We start from the raw sequence: 18,391 nt of genomic DNA, 5'->3' as shown, positions 1-18,391 counted from the left end.
ATAGGAGCCACAACAGGACCCGGCTGTGATGATTTAACCGATCCTGCGGCGAGCGCAGTTTAAGGCCGCTGCTGACTCTGGTGCTCCATCATGAGCTGCATCCCTGGCGACGACGTGAGGTAGTGCACGCTGAACAGCCCCTGGTCGTCAATCCACACCCTGCGGCTCCCGAAACCGGCCCGGGCAGCCAGGCTCTGAAAGCCCGACACCGAGTATTTGTAGGAGTTCTCGGTATGGATCGATTCACCTTCGCGCAAACGGATGGTCTTACCCTTCAGTTGCAGAACCTGGGCGGTGCGGCTGTCCAGGTGCATTTCGATACGGGACTCTTCTGCATTGAAGAAGGCTCGGTGATGGAACCGTTCCCGATGGAAGGCTATTCCCAGCTTCCGCCGTAAATGGTCCAGCAGATTCAGATTGAACTCGGCGGTAACGCCGTCTGCATCATTGTAAGCGGCTTCCAGTATCTGATGGTCCTTCACCAGGTCCACTCCGACCAACAGCCCACTGCCCGGTGGCAGCAGCTGATGCAGGCTGTTGAGGAAACCCTCGGCCGCTTCCGGGGTGAAATTGCCGATACTCGAGCCGGGAAAGAAACCCACCAATCGCTTGGGATCGATAACCTCTGGCAGGGCTACGCCCCGGGTAAAGTCGGCACAGGCGGCGTGGACTTCCAGCCAGGGATAGTCCGCCGCTAGACGTCGGGTGCTCTCGATCAGGAACTCCCGGGATATGTCGATCCCCAGGTAACGCTGAATCGAAAGGGACTCCAGTAGCAGCCGAACTTTTCGGCTGGCACCGCTGCCGAATTCCACCAGGGTTGCATCCTCGCCAGCCAGGGCCGCAATCTCGGGCATGGCACGGGCCAGAATAGCTTCCTCGGTGCGGGTAGGATAATACTCAGGAAGTTCACATATGGTCTCGAAAAGCTCTGAACCTTTCTGATCATAAAGGTATTTTGGGGAGCAGTACTTCGGCTTTGCGGTGAGTCCCGCGAGCACTTCTTCCACCATAGTGGGGAAGTTGTCTTCAGACAGCTGATTGTGAAAATGAATCTCTGCAACGGTCACCGGGTAGCCTCCCTGGCAAGTCTGAACCCTGAAAAGGCCCAGCGGGCCGATGGGGGAAAGAAATTGCGGTACGTGGGTCGGATATGGCTGGCGGGGGTGGCACAGCACCCTCCCCTGAGCACCATTTGCCCAGACATGAATTTGCCGTTGTACTCCCCGAGGCTGCCGGAGAGCACCCTGAACCCCGGGTAAGGCCGGTAGGCGCTGCCCGTCCACTCCCAGACATCGCCAAACATCTGCAACAGCAGGTCGCTCAGGTTGTTCGTGGCGCCAGCCTCTGCGGCGACTGGCTGCAAATAGCCGCTCTCCGCAAAGTTGCCGGTCCGGTTCCGGGTGTGGGTTGCGGCCTGCTCCCATTCCGCTTCGGTGGGCAAACGTTCCCCCGCCCAGCGGGCGAACGCATCAGCCTCGTAAAAACTGACATGGCAGACCGGCGCATCGGGATCGACTGGGAGCCACCCGGACAGGGTGAAGTGGTACCACCGCTCCCCCTCTCTGATCCAATACAGGGGCGCCGTCCAGCCGTTCTCCCGGATCAGGTGCCAGCCGTCCGAGAGCCACAGGGCCGGGTCCTGATAACCGCCCAGCTCGATGAAACGCATATACTCCTGGTTGGTCACCGGACGGGTTGCCAGTTCGAAGGGCTCAAGGTACTGGGAATGTGCCGGCCGTTCGTTGTCGAAGCCAAAGCTCTCGTTGCCCTGCTCCAGGCCGATGGAGACCAGCCCGCCCTCGTAGGCCCGCCAGCGCATGGGCACCGGGTGACGCGTTGGTGGGACCTGCAGGCGTTTGCTGTAGAACGGTCGCAGCGGGTTCTGGGCCAGAATATGCTTGATATCCATGGCCAGCAGCTCCTGGTGCTGTTGTTCATGGTGAATACCCAGACAGACTCGTTCCGCAATGGCGTGGCTATGCTCCGAAGGCGTGTTGTGCATCAGCACCCCCATGGCTTCATCCACGTAATGCCGGTAACGATAGACCTCGGCTACGGTCGGCCGGGACAGCAGGCCTCGCCGGGGCCGGGGAAAGGGGCTGCCGTGGGTTTCGTAATAGGAATTGAACAGATGGTCATAGGCCTCGTCCAGAGGCAAATACCCCCTCAGAAACGGCTTGAGCAGAAAGGTCTCGAAGAACCAGGTAACGTGGGCGAGATGCCATTTTGGCGGGCTGACGTCGTCCATGCTCTGGATGACGTAATCTTCCGTTTCCAGCGGACTGCACAACAGTTCGGTACCGGCCCGAACGTCCATGAAGGCTTGCAACCAGTCTTCCGGCGCATTGGGCTTCTCGGTTGGAACCGGGGAAAGCGGCTCTGCGTATGACATGGTGGCACTCTCGCGTTATGCGGGGTATGGGTTTTGCCCGTGGCCATCAATCAATGGCCAACCACCGGTGCCGGGATCCTGCCCGGCGCCGCCGGGTCGAATGGCGCCTGCCGGCAGTAACGTTGCTTTAGGCTAAGGCTGCCCAACAGGGTTAGTCAAGTTGCCTATCAGTCATGTTAGTGAGGCGACGGTGCTCTGGAAAAAATGTAACTCTCTGAGTATGGTGTCCGAATGCACGACGAGACTAAAAATATCCAGCAAACAGCGAATACTAACGCAGACCTGCTCAATCGCCATTGCTACTGTATTACCCTTGATCAAGACGCCCTCAATTCAAGCCTTCGGGATCAATTTTCGGGCGCTGGCATCGGTTTGCCGACCTCAGCAATCCCGGAACTCAATCAATTCTTTTCGGGCACAGCCGTTTTCGTCCCAGAAGCTGACATTCTGACGATGGAGAGGCTTGTTCAGGCAATCGAGGCAGCGAGCAGACTTCCGTCCTACGTGGAAAAAGTCTTGTCCTGGGCGCCAGACATCGCCCGTTTTGATCCTGGTCCTCTCGGCGCGTTTATGGGCTATGACTTTCACCTCGGGCACGAAGGTCCTCAACTGATCGAGATCAACACCAATGCCGGCGGCGCTTTTCTGAACGCTGTGCTGGCCCGGGCCCAGCGCCGATGTTGCCAGCCACCTCAGCACCCACCCGCAGTCAGCCCCGCGCTGGACGGGTTCGACGATGCCGTCTTCGATATGTTTAAACACGAATGGCAAACGCAGCGTACAGATTCGACACCCCGGCGACTGGCCATCGTGGATGACGACCCGAAGAGTCAGTTTCTGTTCCCGGAGTTCCAACTGGCTCAACGACTCCTTTCTGCCCGGGGAATAGATACCCTGGTTCTTGATCCTGGCGAGTTGGAGTATGCCAATGGTGAGCTTACCGCCGGCGGACAACGCATTGACATGGTGTACAACAGGCTGGTGGATTTCGCACTGGAGGTTCCGCACCATGAAACGTTAAGACGTGCCTATCTCGACGACTCGGTCGTCGTGACGCCCCATCCACGGACACATGCGGTGCTGGCCGACAAACGGAATCTGACCCAATTGTCGGACCCACAGACTTTGCGCGAATGGGGGCTGGATACGGAAAACGTGGAGCTACTGGAAAGGGCTGTGCCAAAGACCAGGCTGGTTTTGAGGGATGACGCGACTGCGTTATGGCGTGATCGCCGCAGTCTCTTCTTCAAGCCCGTTGCCGGCCATGGCAGCAAGGGTGTCTACCGGGGGGACAAACTGACCCGACGCGTTTTCGACAACATTCTTCAGGGCGATTATATTGCCCAGGACCTCGTTCCCCCGGGTGAGCGAGGCCTCAGAATTGATGACACAGTGACCACCGGAAAGGTCGATATTCGCCTGTACACCTACGGTGGGACAACACTGCTGACCGCTGCCCGCATCTACAAAGGGCAGACCACCAACTTTCGAACGCCCGGAGGCGGATTTGCACCCATCTTTCAGGTGTGAGTGCGTGGGGAGACAGTCGCTGGGAAAGCCTGGCTAGCAAATGGAGAATCTCCCGGCGATGTAATCCGGAAGATTTTTTCAACTTCAGATCGTCTGAACAACCTCAGAAAGCATATCCCTGACTTTCGTGGCAACCTGCTTGAGCTCGTCATTATCAATGGCGGCCATGGAAACCACGGGGTCTACCGCGCTGACCTCAACGCCCTCCGACACTTCACGCAGAATGACGTTGCAAGGCAACATGGCACCCACTCGAGGCTCCACACCGATGGCTTCCCAGGCCATACCTGGATTACAGGCGCCAAGTATTCGATAAGCTGGCATATCCTTGTCCAGCTTTTTCTTCATGGTGGCTTTGACGTCAATTTCGGTCAGCACCCCGAAGCCGTGGTCGGCAAGCGCCTGACGCGCTCTTTGGTCCACGTCCTCAAAACCGACATCTTTGATAATTCGATTAATCGTATATGACATGGTTTTCTCCAATGATCAGGAAGTTCAATAGCTATTAATCGAGTTTGACCACCCTCAAGCGCAGCGCATTCACAATCACGCTGACCGAGGACAGCGACATGGCGGCCGCCGCAAAGATCGGGGACAAAAGTAGGCCGAAAAACGGATACAAAACCCCGGCTGCAATGGGCACGCCGGCGGAATTGTAGATAAAGGCAAAAAACAGGTTCTGCCGGATGTTGCGCATGGTCGCCAGAGACAACCGGCGGGCTTCCACAATGCCCATCAGATCGCCTCGCAACAATGTAATACCGGCACTTTCAATGGCCACATCGGTGCCGGTGCCCATGGCGATTCCCACATCCGCCGTTGCTAGAGCCGGCGCATCGTTAACGCCGTCGCCCGCCATCACCACAACGCGGCCTTCGTCTTTCAGGCGCTGGACAATCTTGCCCTTGTCTTCCGGCAGCACTTCCGCTTCCACTTCATCAATATGCAGTTTGCGGGCAACCGCCTCGGCCGAGGTACGGTTATCTCCGGTCAGCATGACCACCCGGATGCCGTCTTTTTGCAGGGCTGAAATGGCGGCTTTGGTGGTTTCCTTGACCGGGTCGGCGATGGCGAGCAAACCGGCGACTTTGCCGTCTACGGCCGCGAAAATCACCGTGGCTCCGTCCCTGCGAAGCTGGTCGGCCTCAGATTCAAAATCCGAGGTATCGACGCCTTCGGCTTCCATCAACAGTCGATTGCCAATCAGTACCTGCTGCCCCTCAATCCTGCCGGTCACGCCTCTGCCATTCGGGGCGTCAAAGTCTTCAGCATCCGGCAGTTTCACGTCCATCGCCTTGGCCTTTTCAAGAATGGCGCGGGCCAGTGGATGTTCACTACCCTTCTCCAGGCCGCCGGCCAATCGCATCAGCTCTTCCTCGCTGAATCCCCCGGCCGGAACGAGCCTGGTTACCTGAGGTTTGCCTTCGGTCAGTGTTCCGGTTTTGTCCACCACCACAGTGTCCACCTTTTCCATACGCTCCAGGGCTTCCGCATCACGGATCAGCACACCGCTTTGGGCACCTCGCCCGACACCGACCATGATGGACATGGGGGTTGCCAGACCCAGCGCACAGGGGCAGGCGATAATCAGCACGCTCACAGCAGCGATCAGGCCGAATGCCATGGGCGGTGTCGGCCCGAAGAATGACCAGGCAACAAAGGCGATAATGGCGATCACAATCACCGCCGGCACAAAGTAACCCGCCACCTTGTCGGCCAGGCCCTGGATCGGTGCACGGCTGCGCTGGGCACTGGCCACCATCTGCACAATCTGGGACAGCATGGTATCCCGGCCAACCTTGTCGGCCCGCATGATAAAGCTGCCCTGCTGGTTGATGCTGCCGCCGATCACCTGGTCTCCCGCCTTCTTGCTGACCGCCAGGGGCTCACCGGTCACCATGGACTCATCCACATTGGAACTGCCTTCAAGCACCTCGCCGTCCAGCGGCACCTTGTCCCCGGGGCGAACCCGCAGGCGGTCGCCAACCTTGACCTGATCCAGTGACACATCGGACTCACCGCCCTCATCGTCCAGCTTCCTGGCGGTCGCAGGAGCCAGGTCCAGCAAGGCTTTAATAGCGCCGGAGGTTTTCTCCCGGGCGCGCAGTTCCAGCACCTGCCCGAGCAACACCAGGACCACGATGACCGCGGCCGCCTCGAAATACACGGCAACCGAGCCATCTTCCTGCCGGAACGCATTCGGGAAAATCTGCGGCGCCAGTGTCGCCACCAGGCTATAGATCAGGGCCACCCCGGTACCAATGGCAATCAGCGTGAACATGTTCAGGTTGCGACTGACCAGGGATTTCCAGCCCCGGACAAAGAACGGCCAGCCACACCAGAGAACTACAGGCGTGGCCAATACCAATTGAATCCAGTTGGACATCTGTGGAGCCACGATGTGGTCGATCCCGGTGAGGTGCCCACCCATTTCAAGCACCAGAACCGGTAAGGTCAGAACCAGGCCAATCCAGAATCGGCGGGTCATGTCCGTGAGCTCTGCGGAGGGCCCATCATCCAGGCTCACCTGCTCCGGCTCCAGGGCCATGCCGCAAATGGGGCAGTCTCCCGGCCCCTGCTGGCGAATTTCGGGGTGCATGGGGCAGGTGTACATGGTGCCAGGCGCTACCGGCTCTTGCTGCTTCTGTTCCTCACCAAGGTACTGTTCCGGACTCTCTTCGAACTTGGACTGGCAGCGGGACGAGCAGAAGTACCAGGTTTTGCCACCGTGCTGGCTTCGATGCTCCGCTGTATGCGGGTCCACCGACATGCCGCAGACCGGATCTTTCACGGGGTGCTCGCCAGACTCCTCATGGTCGTGATGATGGACGTGTTGGTGCTCAGCCATTACGGTCTCCCGTTTTGTCTGCCGGCCAATCCGCAAACGCGATGAAATAGAGTAAAAAGAGATTGACGAAGGGAATCACGATAAGAATACCCATCCAGCCCGGATACCCGGTGCGTTGGCAAATACGCCAGGCCGGGATCACCACTACAATGGCAATCACCAGCATCCACAGCCAGTGCCCTGCCCACATGGTGTTGCCAAACATATTATCTCCCATCATGGTGCTGCCCTCTATGTCGAACGCTGGTTACTGGTGATGATGGGCATGAGATTCCTCACGTCCTGAGTGCCCGGATTCCCGGAACTTTTTCAGGAAAATCCGCTCTGCTACTGCGATAACAATCATCGTGACGACTGCCACGCCGATGACAAACGGGTCGGTATTCAGTTTGACCCAGACAAAGCCTCCCAGTGCGAGCAAGTCGAGAACAATGGCTGTGGCTGGCACCCAGGCGTTGGCTTTTATGTCCTTGCGCAGATAGCGCAGTACACCCCAGTGAATGGCGATATCCATAATCAGGTAGAACACGATCCCCAATGCAGCAATCCGGGAGAGATCGAAGAAGGCCGTCAGAACCAATCCCAACACCACAGTATAGACCAGCGTGTGCTTCTGGATACTGCCGGGCATGCCGAAATGCCGATGGGGGACCAGTTTCATCTCGGTCAGCATGGCCAGCATCCGTGAGACAGCAAAAATGCTGGCCAGAATGCCACCGGCCGTGGCCATCATGGCAAGGGCGACCGTAAACCAGACGGCGTATTCCCCCATTGCAGGGCGCGCGGCCGCGGCAAGGGAGTAGTCTTGCGTTTCGATAATTTCAGCCAGGGACAGGTTGCTGGCGACGGCAAATCCGACCAGGGTGTAGATCACCACGCAGGCGGCAATGGAAATAACGATGGCGCGCCCCACGTTCCGCTTAGGGTCTTTAACTTCGGAGCCGCTGTTGGTAATGGTGGTGAAGCCCTTGAAGGCGAGAATTCCGAGCGCGGTTGCACCGAGAAAGTTGCCCACAGTTCCGGCCTCACCCGGGGTCGAGAAATCAACCGACAGGGAGTCGGCAATCCAGACACCTACCACCCCGAAAATCAATATCCCCCCGATTTTCAGGATCCCGATGAAAGACGCCACACCCTGAATCATCCGGTTACCCAGCAGATTGATCAGAAAAGCTGCCAGGATCAGTGCTACCCCGAGAACGGGCACCATTCGCCCGCTTTCATCGCCGCCGAAAAGCTGCATGGTGTAAGATCCGAAGGTGCGGGCCAGAAAACTCTGGGCGATCACCATGGAAAAGTACATCAGCAAGGCGTTAAAGGCGGTTGGCAGCCGGTTACCATAGGCCTTATGGAGGTACATCCCGATGCCGCCAGCCGAGGGGTATGCATTGGAGATTTTAATGTAGGAATAGGCACTGAAGCTGACAATCACGGCGGCGGCCAAAAAAGCCAGCGGAAAAAGCGCGCCCGTCATCTGGGCCATCTGCCCGGTCAGCGCAAAGATACCGGCGCCAATCATGACGCCGGTGCCCAACATAACGGTTCCGGGCAGGGTGAGACTGCCTTCCTGGTAGCGAGTGGCTCGGTCTTGCTCCCTGCTCATTCAATCTCCTCATATTTTACCCATGGGGTTGGAGACCCTAACCTGACTACATCCTCTCTATATCACAACATCCCAACTTGAATTGCGACTGAAAATGGGGGGCGGCTTTCGGTGGATCTGACGTACATCAAAGCACAGAATAAAATGGGCCGAGGCCCATTAAAACCGGGATCAGAAAGCGATGCGAGCGCCGATCACGGCAAACCAGTCTTCCGTACCACCCCCCTCAGCTTCGGCAAGGTCAGCGGTATCCCCATACTTACGCTCATGCACCACACCCACATAAGGTGAGAAGGCGCGATCGATCAGGTCATAGCTGAGCCGGAGGCCGGTTTCCGTGGAAACCAGCCCTTTGCCGACGCCAATTTCCCGGTCTTCACTGAACGCCACGGTGGCATCCAGTGTGGCTGAGAGGATCCAGTAGTTGGTCAGCAGCAATTCGTACTCGGCATCCAACCCGGCAGATGTGTCGCCCTCCTCGCTCACATACAAGTTGGCATCAATCTCAAACCATTGCGGTGCCAGCCCGGCCACACCCAGAACGGCGTAGGTGCGGTCTGGCCCCTCAGGCGTGTCAAATCGCACGCCGGCCTTGGCGTCAAAGAAATCGGAAATGGGAACCTGCCCGACCAACTGGTTTTCCAGCCCCTCGTAGGCCTGCTCCTCAATAGCGTACTCCCCTTTGGTCAGCCACCGGACTTTCAGATCGTCGGTACCGTAGAAGAAGTCCGCACTCCAGACCCCCAGTTCCTCATCGTCATCACTGTACCGGTATTCAAGCTCCTCGAACTGCACACCCCAGGAGGTCAGGGGTTGCTTGCGGGAGGAGGTATCCGCAATCATTTCCTGGGCCGCTACAGCGGTTGGCAGCAGTGCCGAACCCAACAGGCTGCCGGCCACAAAAGATCGGATACGACTCATGCATCACCTCCTTCTTCGGTCGCAACGGCTGCCTTTGACTGAGTCGCATCTGGGCCGCCCTCAACGATCACCTTGCGGAACATACCGGCTGCCGCGTGATACGACAGATGACAATGGAACGCCCACTGCCCCGGCGCGTCGACTTCTGTTTCCATGTACACCGTCGTGCCCGGTGCAACGCTGATCGTGTGCTTGACGGGGTTCCACTCACCTGCGCCAGCGTCCAGAATCGACCACATGCCGTGGAGGTGCATGGGGTGTGTCATCATGGTTGTGTTGACGAACTTGAAGCGAACGCGCTCTCCGTATTGCAGGCGGATGGGATCGGCATCCTCGTATTTCACGCCGTTAATGCTCCAGGTGTAGCGCTCCATATTGCCGGTCAGGCTCAGCTCAATTTCCCGGGTCGGCTCCCGATCTTCGTACAGTGGGTCTTGAGCTTTCAAGTCCGCATAGGACAGGAACTTGCCGCCATTAGCCGCAGTGGGCACAATGCCACTGCCCTTGGCATAGAAGGGGTCACTTGGCCCTTTTTCCGACATCGTCATGGAACCTTGGTCCATGCCAGAATGATCCATTCCTTGCATAGTCGAATGGTCCATCTCGGACATGTCTTGTGCGCCGCTCATATCCATACTGCCGTGATCCATGCCGTGCATGGCGCCCATATCGGCCATGGTCAGGCGCGCTGGTTCACGCAGCTGGGGAACCGCGGCTTCCATTCCCTCTTCCGGAGCCAGTGTCGCCCTGGCATAGCCGGAACGCCCCATAGACTCGGCGAAGATGGTGTAAGCCTGCGCGTCTTTCGGGCGCACGATCACGTCGTAAGTTTCCGCGACGCCGATCCGGAACTCGTCCACGTTAACCGGCTGCACGTTATTACCGTCGGCCTGGACCACGGTCATATCCAGACCGGGAATCCGCACGTCGAAATAGGTCATCGCTGACGAGTTGATGAATCGCAGCCGGATGCGCTCTCCGGGTTCAAACAGACCCGTCCAGTTCTGGTCCGGGCCCATGCCGTTGATCATGCCGGTGAAGCCCTGAACATCCTCGACATCCGCTTTCATCATGCGCATGTCGCCCCAGGCCATACGGTCCTGAAGGGTGTTCATCAGACCATTTTCCGCCGCGTCCGAGAAGAACTCGCCCACCGTTTGCTGCTCGCGATTGTAATAGTCGGGCATCATTTTCAGGTTTCGCATGATGCGATCACCGGAGTGCGGGTGTTTGTCGGTCAGCTGCACCACGTAGTCGCGATCGTATCGGAACGGTTCGCGCCCCTCCGGCTCGATGACGATGGCACCGAAGGCGCCGTCGGGTTCCTGAAAACCGGAATGACTGTGAAACCAGTAGGTTCCGGCCTGCTGAATGGGAAATTCGTAGGTGAAAGTTTCACCCGGCTTGATGCCGGGATAGCTGATGCCGGGCACACCATCCTGGTCAAACGGGAGAATCAGCCCGTGCCAGTGAATGGAGGTCATCTCATCCAGGTTGTTGGTCACGTTTATCTTGACGTTCTCGCCTTCCTTGAAGCGCATCACCGGGCCCGGGGATTTTCCGTTGTATCCGATACCCTCTTTGACGAAATCGCCGGTATCAATGTTGACCCGGTCGACCGTCAGGTCGTATTCGCCGGCAAGAACCAACGCCGGCATCAACAGGCTCAAAAACCCCGTCAGTAGGCGTGTTTTCATGTGTTTTACTCCAAACGGCACCATAAGAGAATCGGACTTACTTGAAATTGACGTCGCCATACATCCCGGCTTGATAGTGCCCAGGCACGTTGCAGGCAAATTCGATGCTGCCCTTCCCGGTAAACTTCCAGACTAGCTCCTGGCTTTGGCCGGGCTCCAGCAACACGCTGTTCGGATCGTCATGCTTCATGGAATGACCGTTACCCATGTCCATGTCCATCATTTGTTTATTCAGCTTGCCGCCCTGAATCACGCCATGCTCGACCATCATCTTCATCTCTTTTTGATGATTCTCATGCATTGCGGGGGTGCCAATGTTGAATTCGTGAACGAGGTTGCCCTTGTTCTCCACCACAAAGCGTACCGTTTCACCGGGTTTTACTTCGATAGTCTCCGGCTCGTAGTAGTTGTCGTACATCTCTACGGTAATGGTTCGGCCTGCCTCTGAGGCTTTACCCGGTTCGCCGCTGCTGGCACCGTGCCCCCCGCCGTGAGCACCCGCTGCAAAAGCCGTTGCGGACATCGACATCGCGGCAGCGACCACCAAAAGCTTTGATGCATTCATCCCGAATTCTCCTGTGAAATAGTACGTTAGAATGCTCGTTGGTTTGCTTCGAAACTTGAGCATTGCCTGAAAACGCTTGTTACCATCGCGTACTAACCTGAATTCTTGCTGAAAATATCAAATTATTTTTTGTTCAGGCTGAACTCAGGTGGATCAGTGACACTGGCACGCCGTATAAAGCCCGAAAAGGACAGACCCATGCGTTTACTGCTCGTCGAGGATGATCGCTTGCTGGCTGATGGCCTGAGCAACCAGCTGGAGAGAGCCGGCTTCAGTGTGGATACAACATCCACTGCCAAAGAGGCGATGATTCTGGGTGAACAGGAAGATTACCGGGTAGGTGTGCTGGATCTGGGCTTGCCTGATGGCAATGGTTTGGACGTTTTAAAGAAATGGCGTATGAACCATGTCAGCTTTCCGGTATTGATTCTGACCGCTAGAAGTGACTGGAAGGATAAGGTCAATGGCCTGAAGGCCGGGGCAGACGACTACCTGGCCAAGCCCTTCCAGACGGAAGAATTGATCGCCCGCCTCAACGCCATCGTGCGGAGAAGCGAAGGCAGAGTCCATTCCCGGGTCAAGGTTGGTCGCTTCGAGCTGGACGAGAGTCGTCAGTGCCTGAAGCTCGACGACGGAACCGAACACACTCTGACCGGTACGGAGTTCCGCCTGCTGCGCTGCCTTATGAGTCGCCCCGGCCAGGTCTTCTCCAAGGAACAGCTTATGGACCAGCTCTATAACCTGAATGAAAGCCCAAGTGAAAATGTCATTGAGGCCTATGTCCGAAGGCTAAGAAAGCTGATTGGCACGGATACGATCTCAACACGCCGCGGTCAGGGCTACCTGTTCAATGACGATGTTTAAAAAAACGACATCGGTCAAAAGCGCTCTGCTCACCTTGTTGCTGCCGGCCGGAATCGGCCTGATGGCGCTCGCATGGCTGGTGCATGGTTTGTTGCTGGACCGTATGTCCCGGGAGTTCGTCGAAAGTCGACTCAAGGATGAGGTGGCTTTTCTGGAGCACCAGATTCGTAGTTCAGACGGCAATGTCGATGCCCTGCAAACCGGCGACTATTTCCAGGAGATGTTCCATCACGCGTTCGCCATCCACTCGCCCACTCAGACCACTATTTCTCCTGATTCCTGGGCTCCCCTTCTGGAGCCCCTGATCAACACCGATCGGGATGGCACCTTTCGAGTGAGTGGTGCAAAGGAACTCAACGCACCGTCCGATATCCTTGCCTATCGAAAGGCGTTCCGAGTGAACGACACACCCATGGTGGTTATTGTCTCCGAAGACCTGGGCGCTTTAAAACGCAGCCAGGCAGAATTGCATGCCTGGACCGCCATCGTCTCGATTTTGCTTATCCTTATGTTGGCGGGAGTAATCTGGTTCGGCATTAATTTTTCCATGCGCCCGGTAGTGTCGCTCAAGACAGCATTAAAGAGACTGCAGGTTGGTGAGATTTCACGTATTGATGTTCAGGCTCCTGAAGAATTCCGCCCCCTCGTCCAACAGCTCAATCAGCTACTCGACTCTTTGGATATGCGCCTGGAACGCTCACGGGATGCCTTGGCAAACCTTTCCCACAGCGTCAAAACCCCCATCTCGGCTCTCCGGCAGATACTGGAGGACACCAGCCGCCCCCTCGACAATGACTTGAGGCATCAGATGGCAGCGCGACTCGGAGATCTGGACAAACAGCTTGAAGCAGAAATGCGTCGGAGCCGGTTTGCAGGGCCGCAGATCGGGAAAAGCGCCTACCCGCTGAAACAGGCGCGGGATCTGCTCTGGATGCTGGGCCGGCTGTACCCGGAAAAATCCTTTGAAATGTCGAGCTCCCTCCCCGAGGAAAGCCGGTGGCCGATTGAAGAGCATGACTTGAATGAGATCTTGGGAAATCTGCTGGATAACGCGGGGAAATGGTCGAGCCGTTGCGTTGAACTTTCCTTGTCACAAAACAACGGTTTAGCTCGCATAGTCGTGACCGATGATGGCCAGGGAGTCAAAGAAAATGAACTGACCAGCCTGGGCCAGCGGGGATTGCGCCTGGACGAACAGACGCCGGGACACGGCCTCGGACTCGCCGTGGTCAGGGAAATAATTGGGCGTTACGGTGGCCACATCCGCTTTTCGGCGGCTTCTGACGGTGGATTACAGGTAATTGTCGAGATCTCCAGTTGACACTTTGACCAACGTTGATTCACAGCCAGAGACTCAGGCCACAACGATCCTTCTTTTATCGACAATCCTGCCATTACGCAAAATGAACTCGTAATGGGTGGTTTGCAATATGGACTGGACGTGCTTCGGCGTGAACAATCCCCAACACGTCGCCCCAGGGTTTCGAGGCGACCAGTACCGGATCCCCTCAGATCCGCCAGCGCGAAGCTCGGCACCGAGAATCCGGGAGGCGGTGTAATCGGTTGGATGGTATATGGCATGAGTGGCTGGAAGTACTTTTGCATCGTGAATAACGTCGCCAGTAAATACGCAGGAGAGACCCCGAAACACCAGCCTATCAAATTTCAGGTCCTCGACGTTGGCCAGGTATTGGCCCTGATGGTATTCCACTTCGGCAAGGGCTGTGTCCATCGTGTCCGCGATATACAGCACGCCATAATCCCCGTTGCTGAATCGGCTGCCGTCGGGATGAACATGGGTAAAGCTTGCTGCGGCGTAGTGGCAGCCCGGAATACCCCAGGGTATTTCATCAAGATTAATGTAGTTCAGATCACCCACATCCTGGACTAGTCGCGGGTTGGTCAGGGCCTGGAGTTCATACAGATCCTGAAATTCCTCGGGCGTCGCGACGTCACTGAAAATCTCGATGGTGGGGAGTTTGGAACTGATCAGGCGGCAGCCTTTGGTTTTTCCGAGCGTGACCGATGGAAGAGTCTCACCCATTACCACAAGCCTCCACGCAAGGTGTCGATTCGCTTGAAGGTTTCGTACAGGGCTCCGAAATCTCCGGTTTCGATCGCCTCCAATGGCGTGCGACCATGGAAGTACGGATTGTGGTTCCGTTTGCTCATGAAACCGTACACGTTATCGGGATTCTCGAAGACGATTCTTAGTGCCTGATGAATGTTTAACAGGTAACTGATGCGGGTGAGCTGGTCTTTGTCCAGGCGCGCACAGTCCGGGTCGTTCCGATACTTGTAGTAGGTTGCTTTTGGCAGCCGCAGAATGGCCTGGGCCTGCTCGGCGGTACAATCCCACTTGTTCAGAAGATTGAAGGCGGCGCGCAGGCCACTGATACCCACTTGCCGCATGTCGCTCGGTGATTTTCTCTCAACGATTGATGGCATACCGTTCTCCCATACTTTAAGCGGGGGTTACTAATGAACTGGCTTTTACTGGCTCCTCGTTATTCTCAATATAGACAGTTATTAGCTTTGAGTCTATAAATGGAAACATACGGCGATGAGTTTTTGCAGTCGATTATTTACCTTAAAAGGGCAAGCATATGACTACCGAGACCTACTTTTACGAACCCTCCAAGGGCCATGGCCTGGCGCACGATCCTTTCAATGCCCTGGTGGCCCCCCGGCCCATCGGCTGGATTTCATCCCGGGATACGGACGGCAATCTCAATCTGGCACCCTACAGCTTTTTTAATGCTTTCAATTACGTGCCGCCGATTATCGGTTTTTCCAGCATCGGCTACAAAGACACGGTTCGCAATGTGGAAGCCACCGGTGAGTTTTGCTGGAATCTGGTAACGCGGCCGCTTGCGGAGGCGATGAACGAAACCTGCGCCATGGTCGCCCCCAATGTTGATGAGTTTGAGCTGGCAGGGCTGACACCGGCCAAGCCCCGGGTTATTTCAGTGCCTTATGTGCAGGAAAGCCCGGTGGCGTTTGAATGCCGGGTCACGCAGATTATCCAGCTTCAGGGCGTCGACGGCCGTAAGGCAGACACCTGGCTGACCCTCGGTGAGGTGGTGGGTATTCACATTGACCAGAAATTTCTCAAGGATGGCATTTACGACACCGCCGCTGCCCAGCCCGTAATGCGCAGTGGCGGGCCCGCGGATTACTTCAGTTTTGGGGAAGAGCAGCGGTTCCGGATGTTCCGTCCCAAGTAGCACAATGGAACCGCGGCCTTGTTTGACTGGAGCGGGTCAGCGGTCTGTCAGCTTGACTTCGATGCGGCGGTTTCTCTGCAGCGCTGCTTCCGAGTTGCCGGTGGCGACGGGGAAGAACTCACCAAAACCGGCCGCGACCATGCGGTCTGGTGGCACGCCTTTTTCTGACAGGTAACGCACGACCGCCACGGCACGGGCAGTGGAAAGCTCCCAGTTCGACGGGAAAGCAGCGGTATTAATGGGCAACTTGTCTGTATGGCCGTCTATTCTGAGTATCCAGTCGATATCCTCGGGAATCTTTTCCACCACATCCAGCAGCACGTTAGCCAGCTTGTCCAGTTCGGCCTTACCGGCGTCGCCCAGACTGGCAGAACCCGATGCAAATAGAAGCTCCGAAGGCAGCAGGAAGCGGTCGCCAACAATCCGGATATTCTCGTTAGCCTGCAGAATGTCTCTCAGACGGGCAAAGAACTCGGACTGATAACGCTCCAGTTCGTTAATTCGCTCCGCCAGCAGCATGTTGATCCGCTGCCCCATTTCCGCCAGTTTGGCGTCTTTCTCAGCCGAGATGTTCTCCTGTAGCTTCAACGCTGAACTGATCCGGTTAAGCTGATTCTGAAGAGCCGCTATCTGATCAGAGAGCCGCTTGATAATGGCTCTTTGAGAGACTGTCAACAGCTCCTGCTCTTCCAGCGCTGCTCCGGTTTCACCAATGGCCGATGTCAGCTCCTGGATACGCATATTCTGGGCTTCGACGTCGTACTGGTGTTGCATCGCCCGCGCATCGGCCTCATCAAGCTCCGCCTGCAGCGTGGCCGTGAGTGCCAGACTGTCACTGTAATCGTTCTGCACCGCCACCATTTGCTGTTCCAGAGCATCGGTTTTCTGTTCTTCCAGCCCCAGCAGCCGCGAAATCTCAGCCAGGCTCCGGTTCAGGCGTGCCAGTTCCGATTCCCGGTCCGAAAGCGTCTGCGAGAGATACAGCTGGCTGACCACATAGACCAGCAACATGAAGATCACCAGCATCAACAGGGCCGACAGTGCATCGACATAGCCGGGCCAGACGTTGATATTGCTGCGGCTACGGCGCTTGGAACCGATCATGAGCAGCTACTCCGGGGCTTCTGCATCATGTCATTCCCTGTCCGCAAGCTGGTCTTTCAACTCCTGGTTCTCGCCCAACAGGCGTGCCAGCTCCTGGCGGGTCTGCTGGTCCTGCGCCGGGCTGTTACCGACGTTATCGATCAGGTTGGTGACGCCGGTCAGCCACTCTTCCAGGCCGTCATAGAACCGGTTCTGGGCATGGCCGGCCTGGATGTCCAGAAAGCCCAGAATCAGCGAGCCACCGAGCCCCAGCAGGGACGAGCTGAAGGCAGTCCCCATGCCTTCCAGGGGCGTCAGGAGTCCGGACTGCAGGTCGGCGAATACTTTACCGAAGTCTTCCTGGCTCATATCCAGATTCACAATAACCGCCCCCACCGAATTAATGGTTCCCAACAGGCCCCAAAAGGTACCGAGCAACCCCAGGAAAACCAGCAGGCTGATAAAGTAGCGAGTTATCTCCCGTTGTTCGTCCATACGGCTATGAATGCCGTCGAGCACCGTCCGCAAGGACATCGTCGAGAGTGAAAACTGATCCTTTTTATAATCGTCCCCCAGTTGCCGGGCGAGGGGTTTGAGCAGCCTCGGCTCCTGCAGTACGGAGAGGCCCGAGTGCCCGGTGCGGAACTGGGCAATCCAGCGCATTTCAGGAAACAGAACAAGCACCTGGCGGTAGGTCAGACCAATACCTACGATAAGCACACAGACAATCAGCAGGTTAAACACCCAGTTCGCCATAAAAGCTGTCTGGAGCGGTGCGTAAATCAAGGCACAGACCACCAGAACCACTGACAGAAACAGGGTCATCCAGAACAGCGTGTGTTTGGGGTTACTCATTAATTATCACCGTTTTGCCCGGAAACAGCCTGAGACAGTAGCACATGGTTGTGACATGCGAACACGGTTGAAACCAAGGAATTCGGCACCACTAATACAGAACACCGATTTTTGCTGTCCACCATTTATTTTTCAGTCACTTACCATCAGGAAACCCGACATCATGGCAACCACAATGACTCAGTCACCGAAAAGGATTTACTGGCAGCTGTCACTACTGGTGGTGCTGGCCGCCTTTTTGTCCGGTTGTGGTATCAACAACATCCCGACCTATGACGAACAGGTCAAGTCCGCCTGGTCTCAGGTCGAGAACCAGTATCAGCGGCGCTCTGACCTGATCCCCAACCTGGTGGAAACCGTGAAGGGTTTTGCAGCACAGGAGCAGGAAACCCTCACCGCCGTGATTGAGGCGCGCTCCAAAGCAACCTCCATTCAGGTGGATGAGAGCATCCTGAACAATCCTCAGAAGCTGAAGCAGTTCCAGCAGGCCCAGGGTGAGCTCAGCAGTGCCCTGAGTCGCTTGATGGCGGTGTCCGAGCGCTACCCGGATCTCAAGTCGAACCAGAACTTTCTGGCGTTACAGTCTCAGCTTGAAGGCACTGAAAACCGCATTGCCGTTGCCCGTCGCGATTTCATTCAGGCCGTTGAGCAATACAACACGGAAATTCGTACTTTCCCGGGACGGATCTGGCACAGCCTGATGTACAGCGATATGCCCTTGCGCGAAAACTTCGAAGCCACCGCAGAAAATGCCGAAGACGCACCGAGCGTGGAGTTTTAATGAGCTATTTTACCAAATCTGG

The 18,391-nt window shown here is 56.6% G+C and carries 18 protein-coding genes; 5 read left to right on the top strand and 13 right to left on the bottom strand.

What is annotated here, in order from left to right; genetic code table 11:
- Positions 1-59: 59 nt before the first annotated feature.
- Entirely contained in the window at positions 60-1,013 is a 954-nt protein-coding gene (egtD, locus tag F6Y09_RS08625; protein ID WP_152206560.1) for an L-histidine N(alpha)-methyltransferase, read from the bottom strand.
- A gap of 53 nt (positions 1,014-1,066) precedes the next feature.
- Positions 1,067-2,320 carry an ergothioneine biosynthesis protein EgtB gene (egtB, locus tag F6Y09_RS08620; RefSeq protein ID WP_218944137.1) on the bottom strand — a complete coding sequence of 418 codons (1,254 nt, stop codon included), beginning with the start codon at positions 2,318-2,320 and terminating at the stop codon, positions 1,067-1,069.
- A gap of 306 nt (positions 2,321-2,626) precedes the next feature.
- On the opposite strand from egtB, the gene F6Y09_RS08615 reads away from it, so the two are divergent.
- Positions 2,627-3,925 (top strand): ATP-grasp domain-containing protein, encoded by a 1,299-nt coding sequence (locus F6Y09_RS08615; protein WP_152206487.1) that lies wholly within the window; start codon positions 2,627-2,629, stop codon positions 3,923-3,925.
- An 84-nt stretch (positions 3,926-4,009) separates the two neighbouring features.
- On the opposite strand, the gene F6Y09_RS08610 is transcribed toward F6Y09_RS08615, so the two are convergent.
- From F6Y09_RS08610 to F6Y09_RS08580, 7 genes are all read right to left on the bottom strand, one after another.
- On the bottom strand, positions 4,010-4,396 hold the full coding sequence (locus F6Y09_RS08610; protein ID WP_152206486.1) for a DUF302 domain-containing protein: 387 nt from the start codon (positions 4,394-4,396) through the stop codon (positions 4,010-4,012).
- A 34-nt stretch (positions 4,397-4,430) separates the two neighbouring features.
- Positions 4,431-6,773, bottom strand: a complete 2,343-nt coding sequence (locus F6Y09_RS08605) for a heavy metal translocating P-type ATPase (RefSeq protein WP_152206485.1) — start codon at positions 6,771-6,773, stop codon at positions 4,431-4,433.
- Positions 6,766-6,993, bottom strand: coding sequence for a DUF805 domain-containing protein (locus F6Y09_RS08600; RefSeq protein WP_152206484.1), 228 nt, complete (start codon positions 6,991-6,993; stop codon positions 6,766-6,768). Before F6Y09_RS08600 ends, F6Y09_RS08605 begins: the two co-directional genes overlap by 8 nt.
- Before the next feature lie 27 nt (positions 6,994-7,020).
- Positions 7,021-8,376, bottom strand: a complete 1,356-nt coding sequence (locus tag F6Y09_RS08595; RefSeq protein ID WP_152206483.1) for an APC family permease — start codon at positions 8,374-8,376, stop codon at positions 7,021-7,023.
- Between the two features lie 171 nt (positions 8,377-8,547).
- Positions 8,548-9,297 carry a copper resistance protein B gene (locus tag F6Y09_RS08590; protein ID WP_152206482.1) on the bottom strand — a complete coding sequence of 250 codons (750 nt, stop codon included), beginning with the start codon at positions 9,295-9,297 and terminating at the stop codon, positions 8,548-8,550.
- A complete protein-coding gene (locus F6Y09_RS08585) occupies positions 9,294-10,994 on the bottom strand; it encodes a copper resistance system multicopper oxidase (protein WP_152206481.1) in 1,701 nt (566 codons plus the stop codon). Before F6Y09_RS08585 ends, F6Y09_RS08590 begins: the two co-directional genes overlap by 4 nt.
- Positions 10,995-11,031: 37 nt before the next feature.
- Entirely contained in the window at positions 11,032-11,559 is a 528-nt protein-coding gene (locus F6Y09_RS08580; RefSeq protein ID WP_152206480.1) for a cupredoxin domain-containing protein, read from the bottom strand.
- A 198-nt stretch (positions 11,560-11,757) separates the two neighbouring features.
- Here F6Y09_RS08580 and F6Y09_RS08575 point away from each other — a divergent pair, with 198 nt between their 5' ends.
- Entirely contained in the window at positions 11,758-12,423 is a 666-nt protein-coding gene (locus F6Y09_RS08575; RefSeq protein ID WP_152206479.1) for a response regulator, read from the top strand.
- Positions 12,410-13,744: an ATP-binding protein gene (locus F6Y09_RS08570; RefSeq protein WP_152206478.1), complete on the top strand. Its 1,335-nt coding sequence runs from the start codon at positions 12,410-12,412 to the stop codon at positions 13,742-13,744. The genes F6Y09_RS08575 and F6Y09_RS08570 overlap by 14 nt, the downstream gene beginning before the upstream one ends.
- 33 nt (positions 13,745-13,777) lie before the next feature.
- Here F6Y09_RS08570 and F6Y09_RS08565 read toward each other — a convergent pair whose 3' ends face one another.
- On the bottom strand, positions 13,778-14,467 hold the full coding sequence (locus F6Y09_RS08565) for an RES family NAD+ phosphorylase (RefSeq protein WP_152206477.1): 690 nt from the start codon (positions 14,465-14,467) through the stop codon (positions 13,778-13,780).
- Positions 14,467-14,871, bottom strand: coding sequence for an antitoxin Xre-like helix-turn-helix domain-containing protein (locus F6Y09_RS08560; protein ID WP_152206476.1), 405 nt, complete (start codon positions 14,869-14,871; stop codon positions 14,467-14,469). Before F6Y09_RS08560 ends, F6Y09_RS08565 begins: the two co-directional genes overlap by 1 nt.
- Positions 14,872-15,029: 158 nt before the next feature.
- Between F6Y09_RS08560 and F6Y09_RS08555 the strand changes: the two genes are divergently transcribed.
- Positions 15,030-15,650, top strand: coding sequence for a flavin reductase family protein (locus F6Y09_RS08555; protein WP_152206475.1), 621 nt, complete (start codon positions 15,030-15,032; stop codon positions 15,648-15,650).
- Between the two features lie 36 nt (positions 15,651-15,686).
- On the opposite strand, the gene F6Y09_RS08550 is transcribed toward F6Y09_RS08555, so the two are convergent.
- Positions 15,687-16,754 (bottom strand): peptidoglycan -binding protein, encoded by a 1,068-nt coding sequence (locus tag F6Y09_RS08550; protein WP_152206474.1) that lies wholly within the window; start codon positions 16,752-16,754, stop codon positions 15,687-15,689.
- 30 nt (positions 16,755-16,784) lie between these two features.
- Positions 16,785-17,588, bottom strand: a complete 804-nt coding sequence (locus tag F6Y09_RS08545; RefSeq protein WP_246180412.1) for a flagellar motor protein MotA — start codon at positions 17,586-17,588, stop codon at positions 16,785-16,787.
- Between the two features lie 175 nt (positions 17,589-17,763).
- Between F6Y09_RS08545 and F6Y09_RS08540 the strand changes: the two genes are divergently transcribed.
- Positions 17,764-18,369 carry a LemA family protein gene (locus tag F6Y09_RS08540; protein WP_152206559.1) on the top strand — a complete coding sequence of 202 codons (606 nt, stop codon included), beginning with the start codon at positions 17,764-17,766 and terminating at the stop codon, positions 18,367-18,369.
- Positions 18,370-18,391: the final 22 nt, after the last annotated feature.

This window comes from Marinobacter changyiensis (assembly GCF_009193265.1).
Taxonomy (GTDB): Bacteria; Pseudomonadota; Gammaproteobacteria; order Pseudomonadales; family Oleiphilaceae; genus Marinobacter; species Marinobacter changyiensis.
The sequence above is the reverse complement of the archived record's forward strand: the minus strand, read 5'-3'. Positions and strand labels throughout refer to the sequence as shown.